Raw genomic sequence first — 22,359 nt, forward strand, 5'->3', positions numbered from 1 at the left:
TTGCCTCGCTATTCGGCGGAGACGCTCAGAAGCTTGCGCTCCGATGCGTCACCGTTTTTGCCGGGTGGGTTCAATGGGAAAATCAGGCACACACGTGCGCCACGCAGGGTTTCCGCGTCGCCAAGCTTCAGCTCGCCGCCGTGGTCCTCACAGATACGCTTTACTATCGCCAGACCGAGGCCCGTGCCCTTCTCACGCGTGGTGACATAGGGCTCGGTCAGGCGGTCACGGTCACGCGCAGGCAGGCCCACGCCATCGTCCTCGACCGCAAAGGTGGCGATGCCGTCGGTGATCGTCAGAGAGGCGATCACGCCGGGCATGTCAGAAGCAGCAGGCGCACCGTCCGCCAGACGGCGTGCAGCAACAGACTCACCGGCATTCTTCAGAATGTTCAGCAGCGCCTGCCCCACCATGCGACCGTCGCACTTCTGCGTCGCTTTGGGCAGAGGTTCAGTCATGCTGACGACAATATCGGGCGCAGCGACGCGTTGGGCGAACACCGCCTCGCGCAGCATCTCCGCCGGGTTGGCCTGAGCAAAGCGTGGTGCAGGCATTCGGGCGAAGGAGGAAAACTCATCCACCATGCGGCCGATGTCGCCGACCTGACGGATGATGGTGTCGGTGCAGCGATCGAAGATTTCGACATCCTCGCCGATGCGCGAGCGGTATTTGCGCTTCAGCCGCTCGGCCGACAACTGGATCGGGGTCAGCGGGTTCTTGATCTCATGGGCGATACGGCGGGCCACGTCGCGCCAGGCCGCATTGCGCTGAGCGGTGACCAGACGCGTGATGTCATCAAAGGTCAGCACCATCTCGCCGCCCAGACCGCCCTCGATCCGAACGCGCAGGCGCAGGGTCTCTCCTGCGCGGCTGACATCGATGTCTTCTTCGATGTGGGCCTCTGCGCGTCGCACCAGATCGCTCAGTTCCGGCGACAGGGCGCCCAGTTCGTGACCGAGAACCTCGGCCTCTTCGATGTGCAGAAGCTGCAGGGCGCTTTCATTAATGGCCGAGACACGCCCCAGCCGGTCCAGACCGATCACACCCGCGCTGACACCGGACAGGACGGTTTCAATGAATCGGCTGCGGTCCTGCGCCTCGTCACTCGCGGTTTTCAGGGCAGTCTGTTGCGCCTGAAGATCGCCGGTCATGCGGTTGAAGGCTTCCGACAGGGTCGCCACCTCGGCAGGCGCGCCATGACTATCGACCCGGGCCGTAAAATCACCCGCAGAAACCTGTCCTGCCGCCTTCACCAATCGCCCGATCGGCGCCGAAATGCTGCTGGCCGCCGACATGCCCAGCCAGACCGCACCGACCAGCACCAGCAGCGCCGTCTCCAGGTAGCTGAGGATGAAGGCCGACTGGATTCGCGCGCGGCTTTCCTGCGCCTCGCGATAGGCGACGATGGACTGGCTGGACGCATTCATCCGCGCCACCAGCCCCTCCTGCAGCGGACGCACCAGATACAGATAGGCGTCGCCATAGGCAGGCAGGGCGATGATTGACCGCACGGCGTCCGGATGCTCCGTCACCTGTTGCGGCGGCTTTCCACCCTCGGCGGCAGCTTCCAGTTCTGAGCGTGGCGGCGCCAGATAGGGCGGCGCCTTGGCGGACTCACCGCGCGCCAGAACCTCGCCCTTGCCGTTCAGGATATAGACCGCCGGATAGCCGAAAATGTCGCCGATCTGCTGCAGCGCGTCGTTGAAACGGATGCGGTTGTCGAACAACCCTCGGGCGCCGGTCAGTTGGTCAGCAATGATGACCAGATCGGAATCCATCGTGCCCGACACGTCATCGATATAGGCGCGACCGACGATGGCGCCGTTCTCGACCGAAGCCTGCACATTCTGGCTGAACCACTGATCGACGCCGCGCGTGACCAACATGCCGAACACCAACGCGATCAGCACCGCTGGAATCACGGCCACCATCGAGAACAGGGCGACGAATCTCAGATGCAGCCGCGAACCGGCCTCGTTGGTGCTTCGCGCCAGCGCCAACACTCTGCGCCCCACCAGAAAGGCAAGAACGGATATCAGGATCAGGTTGGCGATCAGGACATACAGGACCAGTTGACTGGTCGATGATCCTTCACCACCAGAGGTCGCGCCCGGCGCCACCGCTACCAGCCAAATGGCCGCCGCCGTGATGATGACAGCGATCAGATAGGCCAGACCGAAGGCGGCTCTTGCGCGTTCGCCTTCTAATCGTCCCCAGAATGACTCATCGACCGACGCTGGGTCGGGCAGAGGGGTCACATCTGAAGGCGTATCCGTCATGCCACAGCAGTTACTCTCAGCTGTGTCTCATATTCAACATCTGACTTGACGAATTGCGGTAAATTCCGCCGCCACAGCTCAGTTAAATCCCGCTCGATAGCCTCCGGCTCGTCCAGACGGCAAATTCTTGCCTTTGCCTCACGTCGGTGTTGCGGATCAGCCGGCCAAGGCGCCTGTTCAATATACCAACCCAGGTGCTTGCGGAACATGCGCAGGCCCAGCGGCATCCCGTAGAAGGCGACCGACGCCCGCAGGTGTTCGATCACAATCGCCAGCCTCGCCTCCGCATCGGGTTCAGCCAAGGCGACGCCATCGATCAACGCCCGTTCCAGGTGCGCCGCCAGCCACGGTCGCCCATAGACGCCACGCCCCAGCATCAGGCCATCCGCCCCTGACCTGTCCAGCGCCTCGCGTGCTTCTTCCGCTGTAATGATGTCGCCGTTGACGATGACAGGAATTCCGACCGCCGCCTTCACTGCGCCTACGGCATCCCAATCCGCCTGTCCGGTATAGAACTGTTTGCGGGTGCGTCCGTGAACCGTCACCGCCTTGACGCCGATGTCCTCGGCGCGTCTGGCCAGTTCGGCGGCGTTCTTGCTGTCGTCGTCCCAACCGAGACGCATCTTGACCGTCACCGGACGGCTGGTCGCAGCGACCGCCGCCGCCATGATCTGACAGGCCAGATCCGGGGTCCGCATCAGGGCCGACCCAGCCGCCGATCCTGTGACCTCCTTGGCCGGACAGCCGAAGTTCAGGTCGACGATGTCGGCGCCCGCCTTTTCCGCCATTCGCGCGCCCTCGCCCATCTGGTCCGGGTCGCGCCCCACCAACTGGATCACGGTCAGCGGCAAACCTGCCCCCACCGCCGCGCGACGCACGACATCGGGCCTTGCGCGCGCCAGTTCCTTGGCCGCCACCATCTCGGTCGCGACATAGGCGGCGCCCAACTTCGAGGCCAACACACGGAACGGCAGGTCGGTGATGCCGGTCATGGGCGCCATCAGCACCTGGCCGGGCACGGTCACATCGCCGATCTGTAAGGTCTTCGCCATTTCCGCCTTTCGCCGCATTGGGACAGGGTTCGTCAAGCCTGACAGCGCGGTTTCATGGTTTCACCGAAAAGCGCTGACCTTTTCAGCATCGCGCATTAGTAAGGCCGCCATGAGGTTTTCAGGCATTATCGTCGCGGCTGGTTCTGGCTCGCGCGCGGGCGGCGACAAGCAATGGCGCGCACTGGCGGGCAAGCCCGTCCTGCGCTGGTCGGTCGAGGCCCTGCTGAACGCAGGCGCCGATGAGGTCGTGATCGTGGTCGCGCCGGGTGAGGATGCGCGCACCGCAGACGCCTTGGCCGGATTGTCGAACTGGCGCGCCGTCGCTGGCGGAGCGGCGCGCGCCGATTCTGTCCGTGCAGGCCTTTCCGCCCTGACGTGCGAACCGGATCAGCCCGTCCTGATCCACGACGCGGCCCGCCCCCTGCTGTCCCAAGCCGTCATCGAACGTCTGCTGGCCGCACTGGATACTGCCGACGGCGCTCTGCCGGCCCTGCCCGTGGCGGACAGCCTGCGTCGTGGCGAGAACGGCCAGATGGCCGGCGTGGTCGAGCGCGACGGCCTATGGCGCGCCCAGACGCCGCAAGCCTTCCGCCGCCAGACCATTGAAGCCGCCTACGCCGCCTGGACAGGCGCTGACGCCCCCACAGACGAAGCCGTCGTCGTCGAACGTAACGGCGGACGCGTTGCCCTGATCGAAGGCGACCAACGCCTGATGAAACTGACCTACCCCGAGGATTTCGCCATGGCCGAGGCCCTGCTGCCCCGTCAGACCCGCATCGGCTCCGGCTATGATGTCCACCGCTGGGGCCCCGGCGGGTCGGTCTGGCTGTGCGGTGTCGAAGTCCCGCACGACCAGACACTGATTGGCCATTCGGATGCAGATGTGGGGCTGCATGCCCTGACCGATGCGCTTCTGGGCGCAATCGCCGAGGGCGACATCGGCGATCATTTCCCGCCCAGCGATCCGAAATGGAAGGGCGCGGCATCCGACCGTTTCCTCCAGCACGCCGCAGAGTTGGTCGCAGCACGCGGTGGCCGCATCATCAATGTCGACGTCACCCTGATCTGCGAACAGCCCAAGGTGAAGCCGCATCGTCAGGCTATGCGTGAACGGATCGCCGCCATTCTAGCGCTGCCCCTCGACGCCGTCAGTGTGAAGGCCACCACGACCGAGGGCCTGGGCTTCACCGGACGTGGCGAAGGCATGGCGGCTCAGGCCGTCGCCACGGTCGATATGCCCGCGCCACAGACGCTTTAACGCGCCGCCAGCTTCCACTGACGAAGCAGCGAACCAAACAGATTGACGTAGTCATCCGTCCACGGACGAACGTCAGTCCGCTCCAGCTTTCGCCAGCGTCCATCCTCGCGATAGGGCGTCAGCGCGGCCTCGGACTTGCCGATGATCATAGCCTCAGTCGAGGCCTCTGACATGCCCGGTCCGTCCTGACGTTCGAAGTAGATCTGGTGCAGGTTCGGGACATTCAGCGCCTGAGCCGCCGCCTCTGCTGGCAGGGTGATCTCCAGATTGCGGTTCGACAGGTGCAGCACCACGACGCCATCCGGCTTCAGCAGGCGCAGATAGCCCTGGATCGCCTCGACCGTCAGCAGGTGGGTCGGCACGGCGTCAGAGGTGAAGGCGTCGATGATCAGCAGGTCATAGGTTCCCGCCGGTTCACGCTCCATCGTCAGGCGCGCATCGCCCAACACCGTGCGGATCGGCCCCTCGGCGCAGCCATTGATGAAGCTGAACCACTTGGGGTCGCGCGACAGTCGATCCACCATCGGATCGATTTCGAAGAATGTCAGGCGGTCCTCGGCGCGTTTATAGGCAGCCATCGCGCCTGAGCCCTGCCCCACCACGCCGATGACGGCGCCGTCCGGGTGGCGCTCCTGCGTCTTGAGGGCCGACTGCCCCAAAGGCGTTGTCTTGGCATAGTACAACGTCGGGGCGCAGCGATGCGAAGCCTCCATCGACTGGGCGCCATGCAGGGTCGTGCCGTGCATCAGGACATGAATGCGCCCGCCCAGAGCCTGATCCTGCGTCGTCGCCACACGCATCACCCCGAAGAAGCTGCGCTCCGTCAGGTCCCAGTCATAGCCGCGTGCAATATGCAGCCCCGACCAGACCATCGTCGCCAGCACAATGGCGAACAGCAGCGCCCTATCCCGCACAAGAAACGCGATGACGGCGGCGATGCCCAGAATGCCCTGCGCGATCCGGGGCGTCTCACCTGGCGGCACCATGGCCCGGAAATCCGGATTATAGCGCATGATCTCCAGCAAGACCGGAGGCGCCAATGCGATGGCCAGCGCGCCGAGGAAGCAGATGATCTGCCACGGCTTGAAGGCGTCACGCCCCCACGGACGCAACAGCACCGCTGCGACCAAGACGATGGGATATTCCCAGACCATGTTGAAGATGACGGGCGCGATCAGGGCGTTGAAAACACCCCCGACCACACCGCCGAACGACAGCAGCAGATAGAACTCTGTCAGCCGATCTGGCGCCGGGCGTCGCGCCGCCAGACGCTGGTGACACATCAGGGCGGTGAAGAAGAAGGCCGTCAGATTGACGAAAAAGACCAGTGCCCACTCGCCCGTTCGGAACGCGATCATGGCCGCGCAAAGGGCCGCCGCCGCGCCGTGGAAGGCCAAGCCTATATGCGGTGGGATGATGGGCCGCGCCTGAAAGGCGATGACAAAGGTCAGCAGATAGAGCGCCAGCGGGATCACCCACAGGAAGGGCGCCGAGGCCACGTCCGTCGACAGGTGCGCGGTCACGCCCAGCATCAGGCTGGATGGCGCCGCCGCCAGCAGGACCAGCATTCCCTTTTCGCGCCACAGGATCGGCGCGCTGGCCGCCAACTTCTCAGGCTCAGGGCTTGTATCCGCACGTCGCCGCCAGACCACCAGAGCCAGTCCGACGACCATCAGCAGGAACAGGCCGTAACCGCCGCTCCACCCCCAGCGCTGCCCTGACAGACTGGCCAACGGCTCGATCAGGACCGGATAGGCCAACAACGCCAGGAAACTGCCCAGGTTCGAGGCGGCGTAGAGGACATAGGGGTTCTTGCCATCGGCATAGCCCGCCCGAACCCGCGCGTACCAGGCCTGCAGCAGCGGCGCCGTCGCGGACAGAATGGCGAACGGCGCGCCGATCGACAGGGCCAGCGTCCCCAGCAGCCACGCCACCGGCGCCGCCGGATCAGGATCACCCAACAGGCCGTTGATCTTCAGCGGCAGGAACAGGGCCGCCAGCAGCAGCAAGCCCACATGCACCATGACCTGCGTTCGGATCGACCCGATCCTCTGAAGCAGGTGAGCATAGCCATAGCCCGCCAGCAGCGCCGTCTGGAAGAAGACCATCGAGGCATTCCACACCGATGGCGAACCACCCAGTGTCGGCAGCACCAGCTTGGTCACCATCGGCTGCACGACGAAGACCAGACAGGCCGAGGTGAAGATGGCGACAGCGAAAAGGATCGGCGTCGACCGATCCCGCTTTACGTCCGAAACTGGGGTTGGCGCATCCACGAAATCGGTCATGCCTCTGGTTAGAACCCGGTTCGGCGATTATGAAAAGCAGATGTTTCCCGATGATATTCAGCAACTGGCGCAACAGATTGTCGCGGCGTCCGCCGCCCGAGAGTTGATGCTGGCGACAGCCGAGAGCTGTACGGGTGGGCTCGTGTCCGCCGCCCTGACCGCCATTCCCGGCTCATCGTCTGCGCTGGATCGGGGCTTTGTCACCTACAGCAATGAAGCCAAGGCCCAGATGCTGGGCGTCCGTCAAACCACGTTGATGGCCCACGGCGCGGTCTCTGAAGAAACCGCACGGGCCATGGCCGAAGGCGCAGTCGCCAACTCTCGCGCACAGATAAGCGTCTCGGTCACCGGCATCGCAGGACCAGGCGGCGGCTCAGCAGAAAAGCCCGTCGGCCTGGTGCATTTCGCGTCTCAGGGACCAAAGGGCCTGATCCACGTCGAAAAACGGTTCGGAGACATCGACCGTGACGCCATTCGACTGGCCAGCGTCCGCACCGCCTTGTCGATGCTGGCGGATCAACTGGGGTGAGCCAACCCATCATTGTCGACGCGCGCGGTCACCGCTGCCCGACGCCCAGCCTGAAACTGCAGAAGGCCATGACCAACGCCGCGCCGGGTGCGCGTTTCCTCCTGCTGGCCACGGACCCGATGGCGCGCATCGACGTGCCGTTCATGATGTCACAGCAGAACGGTCGCCTGATCGAAATCGAGGAAATCGACGGCGTCCTGCACCTCACCGTCGAGAGCGGACCCGCGAGGCCCGACGCTCGGAAAGATTGACGACCTCGGCCGGGGCCTCCTCCGGCACGTCCCGGGCTCGGGCCTTGTCAGCGATCTCCATCTCGGTGGCGAAGGCGCCGCCATAGAAGATGGCGTTCACGTTCCACGACAACCAGATCAGCAGCACCACCACGGCCCCGACCGAGCCATAGGTCGCGCCCAGCGGCGCAATCTGCTCGACATAGATGGCGCACAGCCACGAAGACACGACCGACATGCAGGTTGCGACCACGCCGCCCGTAATGGCCGGAACCCACTTCACCGGCGTCGAGTGGCTCATTGCATAACGATAAAGCATGGTCAGGCCGATCACGAGGCCGACAGCAGGCAGAGCCGTATCAAACGGCATGAACCGTCCATGCTCCACAACAGCGCCCGAGGCGTTGGCGGCATGGGCCATGATCCGAACCGTCACCACGGCGCCCGACACGACAGTGAACAATGCAAAGGCGAAGACAGCGACAAAGAAGGCCAGCAGATTGAACTTGAAGAAGCCGTGCGGCTCCGTCTCATCGTGGATCAGGTTCAACCCGGCCAACAGGGCCTTGAACCCCCGATGCGCCGCATAGGCGCCGACAATCAGGGCGAAGGCGCTTTGAGCCGACACCGTCCGCGCAGAGGCGTTGCTCAACCGCGTGATTTCGCTCTGAAAGATGTTCTGCGCAGCGCTGGGCAGCAGGTCGGACAAGGCCGTCGCCTGGGCGCTGACCTCTGAGATCGACAGACCCAGCTTGTAGAAGCCGATCAGGATGGCGATAGCCGGAAACACGGCCAGCAGCGCAAAGAACGACACTCCGCCCGTATAGAGCATCACGTCGCGGCCCCAGCTGCGCGTGAAGGCTCGGACCGCAAGGCCGCCCCAGAATCTGGGCGCCTTCAGCACCGATCGGGTCAGATTGTCACTCAAGCCGGTCCCCACAACCGTTACGCCAAGCGGCGGAACCTAACGGATTCCCGCGCGCAAGGAAGTCGCAACCGCGTGAATGTTCCCGTATTGGGACGTTCGTCCACGACATAACTTCCTTAAGCTTAGCATCCCTATGGTCCGCGCGCGGTCCAGGCGGTATGGGCGCGTTGGGACGGGGGCGTCCCCTGGAGACGATCTGCTTGGCTTTCGACGCGCGTGTATTGATCCTGGCGGCCGATGACGGTCGGATCGGGCCGCTGGCTGAGGGCCTGGATGCGCTGGGCTGGCGCACTGTGACCGCCCGCGATCTGGCTTCCGCCGCCGCGACGCTTCAGGATTTCCCTCTCGAAGCGGCCATCATCGACATGGCGTCCTTTGCGCCTGACGTGGCTTTGCGTCTGCGCGAGGCTGCAGAGCCTCGCCGCTTGCCCGTGCTGGTCGTCGGCGCTCGCCCTGATTCCGTCGAAGGCGCCGATCTGGTCATGTCTGCGCCGCCGCACCCGGCGCAAGCCGCCCTGCGGTTGGAGCAGTTGGTCCGCGCCTCCATCGCTGAAGAGGAATACCAGCTCCGCACCACGACCTTCTCTCTGCGTGGCGTCGACCTGAACGCCCGCCCGGAAGATGAAGCGCCGCTACGTGTGCTGGCGGCCGGATCGGCTGACCGGCGTTTCCTGGCCCTGTCAAACCTTCTGACCGCCCAAGGCGTCGAGGTGATCGCCGCGCCGACGCCCTACACCGCGTTCGACTATCTGCACGAAAGCCCGTTTGACGCCGCCGTGCTGTGGGGCGCCGAAGATCACGCCCCTGCCCTGTCCATCGCCTCGGGCATGAAGCGGAACACCCGCCTCTATCACATCCCGCTGATGCTCTATCTGCGCGGCCAGACCGAGATCGGCCTGTCTGAGCTGTTCAATCGCGGGTTCGCCGATGTTGCGGCCGCCGACACGCCTGAAGATGAAACGGCCGAACGCCTTCTGGCGCTGGCCTCGGCTCACCGCAGACATCTGGCGATCCGTCGTGCGCTGGACTCGGTGCGCAGTCTGGACCTGATGGACCCGACGACGGGTCTGTTCACGCCTGAACTCTTCGCCGCGCATCTGGGACGCATCACCGACGGCGCCCGCGCGCGCCGTCGCCCTCTGTCCGTCTGCGTCCTGCGTGTTCGTGAGAACGATGCCGTCACCTGGGCGCGCCAGGGCGGCTGGCTGGACCGGGCCATGCCTCAGATCGGGGCCATGGTTTCGCGCCTGGTCCGCATCGAGGACACGCCCGCGCGTCTGGCCAAGGAAGTCTTCGCCCTGGCCCTGCCCGCCACACACGCCGCACAGGCGCGGCTGGCCGCTGAACGCATCGCCGCCGTCATCGGCTGCACCGCCTTTGACGCAGGCGCCGACCGCTCGCCATTCGTCGCCGAGTTCGATGTCGGCGTTGCAGAGATGCGCGAGGGCGAGGCCCCCGGCGCCCTGCTGGAGCGCGCGTCCGCCGATCTGTTCGAACAGACGCGCTAGCGCCGCTGTAGCGGTAGCTTAAGCTCCCGCCACCCGCGCCAGATCGGCCGTGATCCGTTCCGCCACCTTCAGACGGTCTTCCGCTGTCGGCCAGTCGCCCGACACTACGATCTTCTGATCCGGCCTGATCTTCCAGAACGCTTGGTTCTTCTGGATCAACCCCACCAGTCCCACCGGATTGGGGAAGCTGTTGTCACGCAGGGTCAGCACCGCACCGCGCGGACCGATGTCGATCTTCTCGATACAGGCCTTGCGGCAGTTGGCCTTGATCCCGACGATTTTCAGCAGTTGCTGCGCCTCATCCGGCAAGGGCCCGAACCGGTCGATCAGTTCAGCCGCCAGGGCTTCACGGTCTTCCGCCTGTTCGGCGTCGGACAGGCGTCGGTAAAGGCTGAGACGCACATTCAGGTCTGGGACGTAGTTCTCTGGAATCAGAACAGAAGCGCCCACATTGATCGACGGCGACCAGCCGCGATCTACAGAACCCGGCTCGCCGTTTTCGCGCAGTTCGGCGACCGCATCCTCCAGCATCTGTTGATAAAGTTCGACGCCGACTTCGCGGATATGACCCGATTGTTCGTCGCCCAGCAGGTTGCCGCCCCCGCGCTGGTCCAGATCGTGGCTGGCCAGTTGGAAACCGGCGCCCAGATTATCCAACGACTGCAGCACCTGCAGACGCCGCTCGGCCGACAGGGTCATCGGCTTGATGGCATCGGTGGTCAGATAGGCGAAGGCCCGCGCCTTTGACCGTCCGACCCGTCCGCGGATCTGATAAAGCTGCGCCAGGCCGAACATGTCGGCGCGGTGCACCACCAGCGTATTGGCCGTCGGAATATCCAGCCCGCTTTCGACGATGGTCGTCGAGACCAGCACGTCGTATTCGCCGTCGTAGAAGGCGCTCATCACCTCCTCCAACTGGGTCGCGCTCATCTGGCCGTGGCCAACGACGAACTTCACCTCGGGCACCTGCTCACGCAGGAACTTCTCGATGTCCGGCAGGTCCTTCAGGCGCGGCGCGACGTAATAGGCCTGACCGCCGCGATATTTCTCGCGCAGCAGGGCCTCCCGCACCAGCACCGGGTCCCACGGCGTCACATAGGTCCGCACCGCCAGACGGTCGACCGGCGGCGTGGCGATGATCGACATTTCGCGAATGCCGGACAGGGCCATCTGCAGCGTCCGCGGGATCGGCGTTGCGGTCAGGGTCAGCAGGTGAACATCGGCCCGCAGAGTCTTCAGCTTCTCCTTATGCTTGACGCCGAAATGCTGCTCCTCGTCCACGATCACCAGACCCAGATCGCGGAACCCAACCTGTTCCGACAGAACCGCATGGGTGCCGACGACGATCTCGATTGAGCCGTCCTTCAGGCCCTGGCGCGTTTCCGACGCCTCTTTAGAGCCCACCATCCGCGACAACTGCCGCACCTTCACCGGCCAGCCGGCGAAACGTTCGGTGAAAGTCTTGAAGTGCTGGCGCGCCAGCAGGGTCGTGGGCGCCACGATGGCCACCTGTTGCCCCGTCATGGCCACCACAAACGCCGCCCGCAGGGCCACCTCAGTCTTGCCGAAGCCGACGTCGCCGCAGATCAGGCGATCCATCGGCGTGCCCTTGCCCAGATCTTCCAGCACATCGCCGATGGCGTTCAACTGGTCGTCCGTTTCCTCGTAGGGGAAGCGGGCGCAGAATTCGGCGAACAGACCGGACGGCGGAACCACCGCCTCGGTTTCCCGCAGCGCACGTTTGGCCGCCAGCGCGATAAGCCCCTCGGCCATCGCCCGCAGACGTTCCTTGGCCTTGGCCTTGCGCGCCTGCCATCCAGCGCCGCCCAGACGGTCCAGTTGCGCACCATCAGAATCCGAGCCATATCGGGTCAGAAGGTCAATGTTTTCAACCGGAAGATAGAGCTTGCTCTCACCAGCGTACAACAGTTCCAGACAGTCATGCGGCGCCTGCTGGATATCCAGCGTCTTCAGCCCCTCATACCGCCCGATGCCGTGATCCAGGTGCACGACCAGATCGCCGGTCGTCAGGGCTGAAGCTTCAGCCAGGAAGTTCGAGGCACGGCGCTTCTTGCGTGGTCGCGCCAAACGGTCGCCCAGAATATCCGTCTCACAGATCACCGCCACATCGTCGGTGACGAACCCATGCTCTACCGGCAGAACGCCGCGTAGATAGATGTCCTTCGGCGCATTCTGGACATCACTCCAGTCGCGCACGGCGATGATGTGATCCAGTCCGTGGTCCGCCAGCATGGTGGCCAGACGGTCCGACGAACCCTCGGTCCACGACGCGAACAGCACCCGCTTGCCCTGGCTTTTCAACGTCTGGGCATGGGCGGCGACGGCCTCGAACAGATTGACGCTGTCCTGCGCGCGTTCGGCCGCGAATGTCCGCCCCAGCCGTCCGCCGGCATCCTCTCCGCCCGTAGAGAACGGCGTGAACCGCCGCACCGCGCGTCCGGCCAGCGCCTGGTTCCAGTCGCCCGCGTCCAGATAAAGCCGCTTGGGCGGCAGGGCGCGATTGGCGCTGGCGTTCCCCTTGGTCTTTGCGGCCTCGGCGCGCGCCTCATAGGCGTCAGCGACCAGATCCCAGCGCTCACTGCGCGCCGTCTCGACCTGATTGTCCAGAAACACCTGCGCCTGATCCGGCAGATAGTCGAACAGGGTGTCCAGCCCGTCGTAGAACAGCGGCAGCCACTGCTCCATGCCCTGACGTCGCGCACCCTCGCTGATCGTGGCGTAGAGGGGATCGTCCCCCGGCGCCCCGAACAGGTTCAGGTATCCGGTGCGGAATCGCGAGATGGCTTCCTTGTCCAGCAGGGCCTCGGACACAGGCGCCAGAGCGACCGCCTTCATCTGCCCCGTCGAACGCTGCGTCTCGGGATCAAAGGTGCGGATCGATTCCAGTTCGGAACCGAACATGTCCAGACGCACCGGCTCGGCGAATCCGGGCGGGAAGACATCCACCACACCGCCGCGCACAGCGAACTCGCCGCGCTCGGAAACAGTCGATGCGCGCACATAGCCGTTGGCGGCGAAATACCGCTCCAGCGCCTGAATATCGAGATCATGCCCGACCTTGGCGTCAAAGCCCGCCAGCGTCGTCACCGACTTCGGCGGCGTGCGCTGCATGGCCGCCGACACCGTCGTCACCACCAGAACAGAGCCGTCCCCGGGCTTGCGCTGCGCCAACCGCGTCAGGGTCGCCATACGTTGTGCGGCAATCCCGGCTGTGGGGCTCAGCCGGTCATAGGGCAGACAGTCCCACGCCGGATATTCCAGCACTTCAATATCTTGAGTGAAAAACTGAAACGCCTGAACGAAGGAAGCCGATCGCTGGTAGTCCCGCGTCACGAACAGACCGACGCCGCCTGACGCCTTGACCCGTTCTGCGACGATCAGGGCGTCCAGACCTTCCGGCGCGCCGCCCAGTTCGGCGTCGGTCCGATGCACCTGCGCATCCATCAGCCGATCCCCTTGCTGACCTCTGCGGCCACATGCGCGCGCATGAAGGCTCGCACCTTGGCCATCACCGGCGTCTCAAACTCGGGCGGCGTGGGATCACGTTCAATGATCCAGCCGTAGAGCCACTGATCCTCTTCGTTGATCAGCCGCTCATATTCATCCAGCTCAGCATCGCTCAGGGTCGGCGCCACCTGATCCGAGAACGGGCCCAGCACCATGTCGGCCTCGCGGAAGCCCCGCCGCCATGAGCGGAACTGGATGCGGCCCAGCCGCTGCTTACGTTCAGGGGTCATTTCGTCGCCACTTTCGCTTTGGGGACGCGCGTCGATTTCGGCCACAAGAATCCTTGCCCGGTCCAGACTTTCAAACAGGTTGGGTCAAATAGCGTCCCCGGAGCCACTTCGCCACCCGTGATGGTCACGCTATGTTCACGGCGATGCGTCCGCAGATTCTCTTTCCCCTGTTCGCCGAGGTCTCCACCCTGAAGGGTGTGGGGCCGCGCGTCCTGCCGCTGGTGCAGAAGGTGGCCGGGCCGCTGGTGCGCGATCTGGTCTTCCTCAGCCCGTCCGGCGTCATCGTGCGCCGCCCGATGGAGGCCGCCACCGCCGTCGATGGCGAGGTCGGCATCTTCGAGGTGACCATCGACCGGATGTTCGTGCCCAGCCGTCCCGGCGCACCGCTGAAGGTCTGGTTCGGCGGCTCGCCCCAGCATGTCGACCGCCTGTTGCCGCGCGGCGAGACGCGGCTGGTGTCCGGCAAGGTCGAACGCTTCAATGGCGAGGTCCAGATCGTCCACCCTGACATCGTGACGGTGGACAAGGCGGCGGACATCCCGTCATCGGAACCCGTCTATCCCGCCACCCAAGGCCTGACCTCACGCCAGTTACGAAAACTGGTTCAGACCGCCCTGCCCGCCGCGCCCGAGTTGCCAGAGTGGCAGGACGCCGCATGGCTGAAGAAGCAGAACTGGCTGGGCTGGCGCGCGGCGCTGGACGCCCTGCACGTCCCCACTGGCGAACTCGATCTGACAGCCGACGCCCCTGTGCGCCAGCGATTGGCCTATGACGAGTTTTTGGCGCACCAGTTGGCCTTGGCCCGTCGTCGCCGCGCGCGTGAGATCAAGCTCGCCCCCGTCATCACACCCGGTGCAGCATCCGAACACCTGCTTCAGGCCCTGCCCTTCCAACTGACCAATGCTCAGGCTCAGGCGGTCGCCGAAATCCGCCGCGACCTGGCGTCCGGTCAGCAGATGGGTCGCCTTTTGCAAGGCGATGTCGGCTCGGGCAAGACCGCCGTCGCCGCCCTTGCACTGGCGGATGCGGCCTCCAGCGGCTTGCAGTCCGCCCTGATGGCGCCGACCGAAATCCTGGCCCGCCAGCATTATGAAAAGCTGGGTCCGCTGTTGCAGGCGGCAGGCGTCACCGCCGTTCTGTTGACCGGACGCGACACCAGCGCCCAGCGGCGTGAGAAACTGGCCGCCCTTGTCTCAGGGCAAGCTCAGGTCGCCATCGGCACCCACGCCCTGTTCCAGGACGCCGTGCGGTTCGACCGGCTGGCCTTGGCCGTCATCGACGAGCAGCACCGTTTCGGGGTCAACGAACGCCAGCGACTTCAGGCCAAGGGCGACCCGCGCATCGGCGCCGTTCACCTGCTGACCATGTCGGCGACCCCCATTCCCCGCACACTGGAACTGACCCAGTATGGAGAACTGGAGGTCAGCCGCCTGACCGAGAAACCGCCCGGCCGCACGCCGGTGACCACGGCCGTCCTGCCGCTGGCGCGCATCGGCGAGGTCGCCGCGCGCCTGAAGACCGCCGTCGAAAGCGGCGCTCAGGCCTACTGGATCTGCCCTCTGGTCGAAGAATCCGAAGCCATCGACCTCGCCGCCGCCGTGGACCGTGCCGATGATCTGCGACGCCTGCTGAACGTCGAGGTCGGACTGGCCCACGGCCAGATGCCGGGCGCCGAGCGTGAAGCCGTCATGGCCGACTTCGCAGACGGCCGTATCCCCGTTCTGGTCGCCACCACAGTTGTCGAGGTCGGCGTCGATGTGCCCAACGCCTCGATCATGGTCATCGAACACGCCGACCGTTTCGGCCTGGCCCAACTGCACCAGTTGCGAGGCCGCGTCGGACGCGGCGCCAAGGCCAGTTCCTGCATCCTGCTGTATGGCGGTCAGGACGGCGCGTTAGGCGAAACCGCCAAGGAGCGTCTGGAGACCCTGCGCCGCACCGAGGACGGCTTCGTCATCGCCGAAGAGGATTTCCGCCTGCGCGGCGGCGGCGATCCTCTGGGCCTGAAACAGAGCGGTTTCCCCGCCTACCGTTTCGCCGATCCAATCAAACATCGCACCCTGATGCTGGCCGCCGCTGACGACGCCCGCCTGATCATGAATCGCGATCCCGGCCTGACCTCAGAGCGCGGTCAGGCCGTGCAGGTGCTGGAAGAACTGTTCGACTGGAAGGGGCATAAGTCCGGGTCGGACTGATATCTTTTAGGTTCTTCATACTCGAATTTATAATGCCCACTCTAGGAGAGGGGTTTCCTACAGAGCGCAATAGCCTTGCAGTAAATGCAAATCGGTCGCATGTGGAACGGGTATTATAACCGGCAGTTTGGGGGATGGCCGACTTGCCAGCCTCGAACTCTCTGAAAGACCTTTTTCACCTGCGTCGCGCCGGTCTGGTCGAATACGCCTGCGCCATCACCCGTGACCGCGCCGCCTCCGAGGATGTGGTTCAGGACGCCTGGGTGCGACTGCATGGGTCCGACGCCTTCGCCGCCGCCGACCGACCAGAGGCCTTTCTGTATCGGACCGTTCGCAATCTGGCGCTGGACCGGATGCGGCGAGCGCGCTTCGAGCGACTGCATTTCACCGACCAGAACGCCGCCGAACAGGCCGCACAGACTGACGAACCGACACCCGAAGCTGCCGCTGCATCGCGCGAGGCCCTGCGCAAGACCCTGACGGCGATGCAGGCCCTGCCCCAGCGGATGCAGGTCGCCGTGCAAATGCACCGGATCGAGGGCGCGCGGCTGAAGGACATCGCCGAACGTCTGGGCGTATCGGTGACGGTCGCGCATGAACTGGTCGCAGAAGGGGTCGAACGCTGCCGCGACGCTCTGCGCCGCAGGGGCTGACGCAAACATGCAGAGGGTTTCCGAAAAACCACGACGCCCATGCGTCTATTCATTCAGAAGCGCCGCCGCCCCGGCCGCGCAGGCCGCCTCGGCCCCAGGAATGGTCCCATGAGCCTGAACGCCTCATTGCGCGACATTGCCGACCGTCAGGCGACCGACTGGCTGATCCGCCTGCGCGAGACCGAGGACGAGGCCGTCTTCGAAAGCTTCGAGGCCTGGGTCTGCGCCACGCCCGAGAACGCCGCCGCCTGGAGCGAGCTCGCGCAAACCACGCACACCATCGCCGCTGCTGCCGCCGTTCCATCCGCACGACGCCCCATTCAGGGCCGCGCTCGCCAGACTGCACCCACCCGACGCGGCAGACGTCTAGCCGCCGCCCTCGCCGCCTGCGCTGCGGCCCTGTTCGCCGTGGTGGCGGCGCCCGATGCAGTGCTGCGGCTGCGGTCCGACTATGCGACCGGTGCGCAAGAGCTTCGCACCGTGCGGCTGGAGGACGGCAGCAGCCTGACGCTGGCGCCGCGCAGCGCCGTCACCGTGCGCTATCAGGCCGACCAGCGCCACATCGACCTGTTGAAGGGCGACGCCTATTTCGAGGTGGCACGCAATCCCGACCGCCCCTTCAGCGTGACCTCCAGACGCATCGAGACCACCGTGCTGGGCACCGGGTTCGAGGTCCGCTCGGCCGAGGCTCTGGTCGGAGTTCGCCATGGCCGGGTGAAGGTCGAGACCACCGCGCCCAAGGGCGGTTCGCGCATCCTGACGGCGGGCGAAATGGCCCGCGCCGACAAGACCGGCGCCCTGCAGCTGCTGGGGACCGATCCTGACAATGTCGCCGCCTGGACCCAGAAGCGGCTGATCGTCGAGGCTCAGCCGGTCAGCGCAGTCGTGGACGCCCTGCGGCCGTGGTACGGCGGCGTCATCCTGACCCGGGGCGCGCGGCTGGAGACGGCGCGGGTGACGGGGGTGTACGATCTGGGCGACCCGGTCGGCGCCCTGATCGCCGTATCGCGGGCCAATGGGGCGACGGTGCAGCGCATATCGCCCTGGGTGATGATAATTTCCTTCGACTAAACCGTCGCTTGGCCCGCGGGACGAAAAAACTTCCGAAACACCGCCGCCTCGGTTCGTCTCCTGATGCAACGAGCAATGCAGTTGCGTTGCATTTGCAATAATGTCGGGCCACCGACAATGGAGCGTAAGGCGTGTTGATTTCTCTGGCGGCGAAGCGGCGTGAACGGCGGGCGGTGGCCCTTGGCGGCCTGTTGATGGCGACGACGGCTCTGGCGGGCCTGACGACGGCCTTCCCCGCAGCGGCCCAGTCCAGCGCCACGGTCACCGCCCGCGACTTCTCCATCCCGGCCCAGCCTCTGGGCGCCGCCCTGACCGCCTTCGGCCGCCAGTCGGGCCTTCAGGTCAGCGTCGACGCCGCCGCCATCCGCGGTGTGCAGTCCCCGGGCATCAGCGGCCACGCCGCGCCGATGCAGGCGCTGGGACGTCTGCTGAACGGCACCGGCTTCACCTATCGGCTGGACGGCAATGTGGTCACGCTGGAGCGTGCGCCCGACGCGGCGGACGGAGCCATCATGCTGGGCGCCGTTCGGGTTCAGGGCGCAGCCAGCGAACCGGGACTGGCGGGCCTGTCGGCCGGCAGCGGCCCCGCCCCCGCCGACGCCCCCTATCGCACCGCAAGCTCCAGCGCCTACATCTCGCAGGAGGCCATCCAGCGGAACCGGGGCGTTTCGACCGGCGACTTCCTCAGCGGCACGCCGGGCGTCATCAACAGCGACAACCGCAACTCGGGCGCTCTGGATGTGAACATCCGGGGCATGCAGGGCATGGACCGGGTGCCGGTCGTGATCGACGGGTCGTTGCAGCAGTCGACCGTCTATCGCGGCTATTCCGGCGTTGCGGGGCGCACCTATCTGGACCCCGACCTGGTCGGTTCGGTCACCATAGAAAAAGGCCCCAGCGCCTCGGCGGATGGGGTCGGCGCAACCGGCGGCGTGGTCCGGGTCGAGACCATCGGCGTCAATGATCTGGTCGCGCGCGACGGCGTGTTCGGCGCCCAGGTCCGCATCGGCCTGACCGGCAACACCGTCGCACCGCCCGCCGCCGGAACCCTGGGCGCGGGCAAGGGCACGGCTGAACGCTTCAACCGTCCCGGCGCGCTGGACTTCAACGACGGCCAGAGCCTGAGCATCGCGCTGGGCCGCCGTTTCGACCGGTTCGATCTGGTCGCCGCCTATACGCACCGCGAGGTCGGCAACTACTTCTCGGGCGAAAGCGGCCTGATCCCCAACGCCTACGGGGTGCAGCGCTACGACCATGGCGAAGAGGTGCTGTCCAGCTCGCAGAAGAACACCTCCTACCTGCTTCGCGCGGTGATCCGCCCGACCGACGAACAGGCGCTGGACCTGTCGTACATGCGCTATGAGAGCGACTTCGGCGAAACCATGCCGTCGCAGATCATCCGCTACGGCGGGCCGCTGCAGTCGCCGCTGAGCCGCACCGAGGTCGACACCTGGACCGGCCGCTATCGCTACAAGCCCGCTGGCAGCCGTCTGATCGACCTGAAGGCCGATGCCTGGTCCACCGCAAACTACACCAGCATCGAGACCCTTTACCGCTATGTGATGTGGGACGGATCGCTGTCGATTCAGGACGTGGCCTATATGAGCCAGTCGGACCGCTGGGGCCTGAACCTGTCCAACACCTCCGGCTTCGACACCCCGGTCGGGCCGCTGGCCGTCAACTACGGCGCCTCCTACACCCACGAGCGGATTTCGCCGCCCAAGGGATGGAAGGACTACAAGGACAACTCCAACTATCCGGCCTTTCTGGAGCCCCGCGACGGCGAGCGCGACGAATACAGCGCCTTTGTCGCGGGCGAGTTGAAGCCTAACGAATGGCTGATCCTGAACGCGGCCCTGCGCTACACCGACACCCAGTCGCGCGACTATAATCTGGTCGATGTCACGGCGGGCTCCAGCTCGAACCGGGTGAAGGGCTACAACCGCGCCAAGAGCTCGGGCGTGTCACCGATCCTGTCGCTGCTGGTCGAGCCGACGGCGGGGCTTCAGTTCTACGTCCGCTACGCCGAGGCCATCCGCGCGCCCAGCCTGTTTGAATCCACCACCGGCTTCTCCTTCTACCCCGACCCGCGCAATCCCGTGCGGCCAGAGCGCGCCAGGAACACCGAACTGGGCGTCAACTATCAGAAGGACTCCGCCTTCCTGGGCGGCGACGTGCTGCAGACCAAGTTCGCCGTCTTCTCCAACCATGTGGACGACTATCTGACGCGCGGCGAAAGCGACGGCCTGACCTCGGTCATCAACATCGGCCGGGCCGAGTTCCAGGGCGTCGAACTGAACGCCCGTTATGACGTGGGCCGTTTCTTCGCCGAGGCGGGCGGCACCCTCTATACGCACACCCAGTTCTGCGACACGGACAAGGTCTGCCGCGAAGGCAATACGATCAACAGCTACATCCCGGCGCATATCCCGCCGAAGCGTTCGCTGGCCGTCACGCTGGGCGCGCGCCTGCTGGACGAAGACCTGACGCTGGGCGCGCGTTACCGCCACGTCGGCGGGCGCGACACCTCGGTCGTCACATACGGCGGCTCGATGGCGGTGCTGGACTGGACGCCCTACGATCTGGTCGACCTGTGGGGCGCCTATCGGATCAGCGACAGCATCAGCCTGGACTTCGCCGTCGATAACGTCTCCGACCGTTATTACATGGACGCGCTGACCATGGGGCTGATGCCCTCGCCGGGGCGCGCCTTCCGCCTGAACCTGACCAGCCGGTTCGGAGGTCCCCGTCAGGCGGACTCGCTGGCCCAGCGCACCCGCGCGGTCGAGAGCGTGCTGGATCAGGGCGTGGTCTTCGGCAACTTCGACGGCGACTGGTCAGGCCTGCGCGTCGGCCTGCTGGCCGGGTACGAATGGCTGAAGAGCCGGGGCCAGACCAGCTTCCTCGACGGTTCCACCGGGCCGATCCCCGCCAGCGAATCCGCCGATGTCACCGCCCGCGACGCCCGTCTGGGCCTGATAGCAGGATACGACTGGCAGGTCGCGGGCCGCTGGGTCGTCGGCATCCAGGGCGAAGGCTCGTGGGGCAGCGCCAAGGCGAACCAGGATTCCGTCTCCAGCGAGCTTCGCATCCTGCGCGAACCCGACGGCTCGCCGCTGTTCCCCGACGACATCCGCATGCAGGCGCGCACCCTCTACAGCTTCGACTGGAACGCCGCCCTGCGCGCCCGCGTCGGCTACACCTTCGGCCGCGCCATGATCTACGGCGCAGGCGGCCCCGCGTGGGCCAGGGAAAGCCAGACTCGTCTGCAGTATGTCGACAAAAACAGGCCCGAGAACCTCAGCTCCCAGTTCCCCTACGGCTCCAGCAGCGGCATCGCCTTCTCGGAGAAGACGTCCAGAATCCGCAAGGGCTGGACATTAGGCGGCGGCGCCGAAGTGGCGCTGGACAACCACTGGACCGTGCGCGCCGAGTATTTCTACACCCACTTCGGCAAGCAGGACTTCAACTTCGATCAGGCCCGCGCGGGCGTGGGCCGCAGCTACGTCGACCGCATCCTGATCGGCTACGACCCCAATGGTGAGTTCTGCTTCGACATCGGTGAAGACGAGCCGCTGTGCATCCCGATGGAGATACCGATCTATCAGGATACGCCGGTCACCGGCACCTACGACATGGTTTCGGGCCGCCGCGCCCGCAACGACGCCGACCTGCACACCCTGCGCGTCGGCCTGACCTATCGCTTCTGAGACATGACCATGACCGACGCTCCCATGCCTGCGCAGGACCGTTCGCGCGCCAAGGACCTGAAAGCCCAGACCCACGGCACCCACGACCGTCTGGACAAGGCGATCATGGTCGGAAACCCGTTCGGTGACCGCGACCGCTACGGCCTGTTCCTCAAGGTGCAGCAACCGTTCCACCGCGACATCGACGCCCTGTACAATGATCCGCGCCTGATCGCGCTTCTGCCCGATCTGGGCGAGCGCCGCCGTCTGACCCAGATCGAACAGGACATCGCCGACCTGCGCCAGACCGTCCCCGTCGCGACCCAGACGCCGCGCTTCACCACCAGTGAACCGGCCGATCTGGCGACGGCGCTGGGCTGGCTGTATGTCGCCGAAGGCTCCAACCTTGGCGCCGCCTTCCTGTTCAAGATGGCGCTGAAGCTGGGCCTGTCGGAGGACTTCGGCGCGCGGCATCTGGCCGGACACCCCGACGGCCGCGCCGCCCACTGGCGCCGGTTCACCTCGGCCCTCGACGCTATCGAACTGGATGCGGATCAGGAGATGGCCATGGTTGCAGGCGCCAACGCCGCCTTCGGCCGCGTCCATGCGCTGGTCCAGGAAGCGTTCCGCTGATCGCTGCGCCCGCGCGACGCTGAACGCCAAAGCCGCCTTTCCCCTTAGTACAGCCCCCGCTCCAGCGGGGTCTTCGTCACAGGTCCAGCCATGCCCCGCCTTTCCCGTCTCGCCGTCCTGACGGCGGCCTCCCTGCTGTCCGCCGCGCCAGTGCTTGCTCAGGATGCCGCCATGGATGTCGCCGTCGCCCTGCCTGCCCATGACCTGACGCCGTGGGGCATGTTCATGGCGGCGGACGGGGTGGTGAAGGCGGTCATTCTGGGCCTCTCTCTGGCCTCGGTCGCGACG

Annotated in this window: 15 protein-coding genes and 1 pseudogene; 10 read left to right on the plus strand and 6 right to left on the minus strand. The window is 65.5% G+C overall.

Annotated elements, in window-relative coordinates:
* Positions 1–8: 8 nt before the first annotated feature.
* Together QZ281_RS16195 and dusB are read right to left on the minus strand one after the other, a co-directional pair.
* On the minus strand, positions 9–2,258 hold the full coding sequence (locus QZ281_RS16195) for a PAS domain-containing sensor histidine kinase (RefSeq protein ID WP_292230142.1): 2,250 nt from the start codon (positions 2,256–2,258) through the stop codon (positions 9–11).
* 17 nt (positions 2,259–2,275) lie between these two features.
* On the minus strand, positions 2,276–3,331 hold the full coding sequence (gene dusB / locus QZ281_RS16200; RefSeq protein ID WP_292230144.1) for a tRNA dihydrouridine synthase DusB: 1,056 nt from the start codon (positions 3,329–3,331) through the stop codon (positions 2,276–2,278).
* A 109-nt stretch (positions 3,332–3,440) separates the two neighbouring features.
* Here dusB and QZ281_RS16205 point away from each other — a divergent pair, with 109 nt between their 5' ends.
* The gene (locus tag QZ281_RS16205) at positions 3,441–4,589 is read left to right on the plus strand and encodes a bifunctional 2-C-methyl-D-erythritol 4-phosphate cytidylyltransferase/2-C-methyl-D-erythritol 2,4-cyclodiphosphate synthase (protein WP_292230146.1); all 1,149 of its coding nucleotides are present in this window, start codon (positions 3,441–3,443) and stop codon (positions 4,587–4,589) included.
* On the opposite strand, the gene QZ281_RS16210 is transcribed toward QZ281_RS16205, so the two are convergent.
* Positions 4,586–6,877 carry a fused MFS/spermidine synthase gene (locus QZ281_RS16210; RefSeq protein ID WP_292230148.1) on the minus strand — a complete coding sequence of 764 codons (2,292 nt, stop codon included), beginning with the start codon at positions 6,875–6,877 and terminating at the stop codon, positions 4,586–4,588. The two genes, QZ281_RS16205 and QZ281_RS16210, sit on opposite strands and share 4 nt — an antisense overlap.
* A gap of 40 nt (positions 6,878–6,917) precedes the next feature.
* Here QZ281_RS16210 and QZ281_RS16215 point away from each other — a divergent pair, with 40 nt between their 5' ends.
* Both QZ281_RS16215 and QZ281_RS16220 read left to right on the plus strand, forming a co-directional pair.
* On the plus strand, positions 6,918–7,406 hold the full coding sequence (locus QZ281_RS16215; RefSeq protein WP_292230170.1) for a CinA family protein: 489 nt from the start codon (positions 6,918–6,920) through the stop codon (positions 7,404–7,406).
* Positions 7,403–7,657 (plus strand): sulfurtransferase TusA family protein, encoded by a 255-nt coding sequence (locus QZ281_RS16220; RefSeq protein ID WP_292230150.1) that lies wholly within the window; start codon positions 7,403–7,405, stop codon positions 7,655–7,657. Before QZ281_RS16215 ends, QZ281_RS16220 begins: the two co-directional genes overlap by 4 nt.
* Here the strand turns inward: QZ281_RS16220 and QZ281_RS16225 are convergent.
* A complete protein-coding gene (locus tag QZ281_RS16225; protein WP_292230152.1) occupies positions 7,611–8,564 on the minus strand; it encodes a YihY/virulence factor BrkB family protein in 954 nt (317 codons plus the stop codon). The genes QZ281_RS16220 and QZ281_RS16225 overlap by 47 nt on opposite strands.
* A gap of 200 nt (positions 8,565–8,764) precedes the next feature.
* On the opposite strand from QZ281_RS16225, the gene QZ281_RS16230 reads away from it, so the two are divergent.
* A complete protein-coding gene (locus QZ281_RS16230; RefSeq protein WP_292230154.1) occupies positions 8,765–10,072 on the plus strand; it encodes a diguanylate cyclase in 1,308 nt (435 codons plus the stop codon).
* An 18-nt stretch (positions 10,073–10,090) separates the two neighbouring features.
* On the opposite strand, the gene mfd is transcribed toward QZ281_RS16230, so the two are convergent.
* Both mfd and QZ281_RS16240 read right to left on the minus strand, forming a co-directional pair.
* Complete coding sequence (gene mfd, locus QZ281_RS16235) at positions 10,091–13,537, minus strand: transcription-repair coupling factor (protein ID WP_292230156.1); 3,447 nt, start codon at positions 13,535–13,537, stop codon at positions 10,091–10,093.
* On the minus strand, positions 13,537–13,830 hold the full coding sequence (locus QZ281_RS16240; RefSeq protein ID WP_292230158.1) for a succinate dehydrogenase assembly factor 2: 294 nt from the start codon (positions 13,828–13,830) through the stop codon (positions 13,537–13,539). Before QZ281_RS16240 ends, mfd begins: the two co-directional genes overlap by 1 nt.
* A 143-nt stretch (positions 13,831–13,973) precedes the next feature.
* On the opposite strand from QZ281_RS16240, the gene recG reads away from it, so the two are divergent.
* The 6 genes and pseudogenes from recG to QZ281_RS16270 all read left to right on the plus strand — a co-directional run.
* Positions 13,974–16,025, plus strand: a complete 2,052-nt coding sequence (gene recG, locus QZ281_RS16245) for an ATP-dependent DNA helicase RecG (RefSeq protein ID WP_292230172.1) — start codon at positions 13,974–13,976, stop codon at positions 16,023–16,025.
* Between the two features lie 134 nt (positions 16,026–16,159).
* On the plus strand, positions 16,160–16,678 hold the full coding sequence (locus QZ281_RS16250; RefSeq protein ID WP_292230160.1) for a sigma-70 family RNA polymerase sigma factor: 519 nt from the start codon (positions 16,160–16,162) through the stop codon (positions 16,676–16,678).
* A gap of 108 nt (positions 16,679–16,786) precedes the next feature.
* Positions 16,787–17,749: a FecR domain-containing protein gene (locus QZ281_RS16255; RefSeq protein WP_292230162.1), complete on the plus strand. Its 963-nt coding sequence runs from the start codon at positions 16,787–16,789 to the stop codon at positions 17,747–17,749.
* 131 nt (positions 17,750–17,880) lie between these two features.
* Positions 17,881–21,459, plus strand: coding sequence for a TonB-dependent receptor (locus QZ281_RS16260; RefSeq protein ID WP_292230164.1), 3,579 nt, complete (start codon positions 17,881–17,883; stop codon positions 21,457–21,459).
* 9 nt (positions 21,460–21,468) lie between these two features.
* Positions 21,469–22,071: a biliverdin-producing heme oxygenase gene (locus tag QZ281_RS16265; protein WP_292230166.1), complete on the plus strand. Its 603-nt coding sequence runs from the start codon at positions 21,469–21,471 to the stop codon at positions 22,069–22,071.
* Between the two features lie 90 nt (positions 22,072–22,161).
* Positions 22,162–22,359 (plus strand): annotated as a pseudogene (locus tag QZ281_RS16270) (hypothetical protein); the annotation flags it as partial.

Source organism: Brevundimonas sp., from assembly GCF_018608325.1.
In the GTDB taxonomy this organism is placed as follows: Bacteria; Pseudomonadota; Alphaproteobacteria; order Caulobacterales; family Caulobacteraceae; genus Brevundimonas.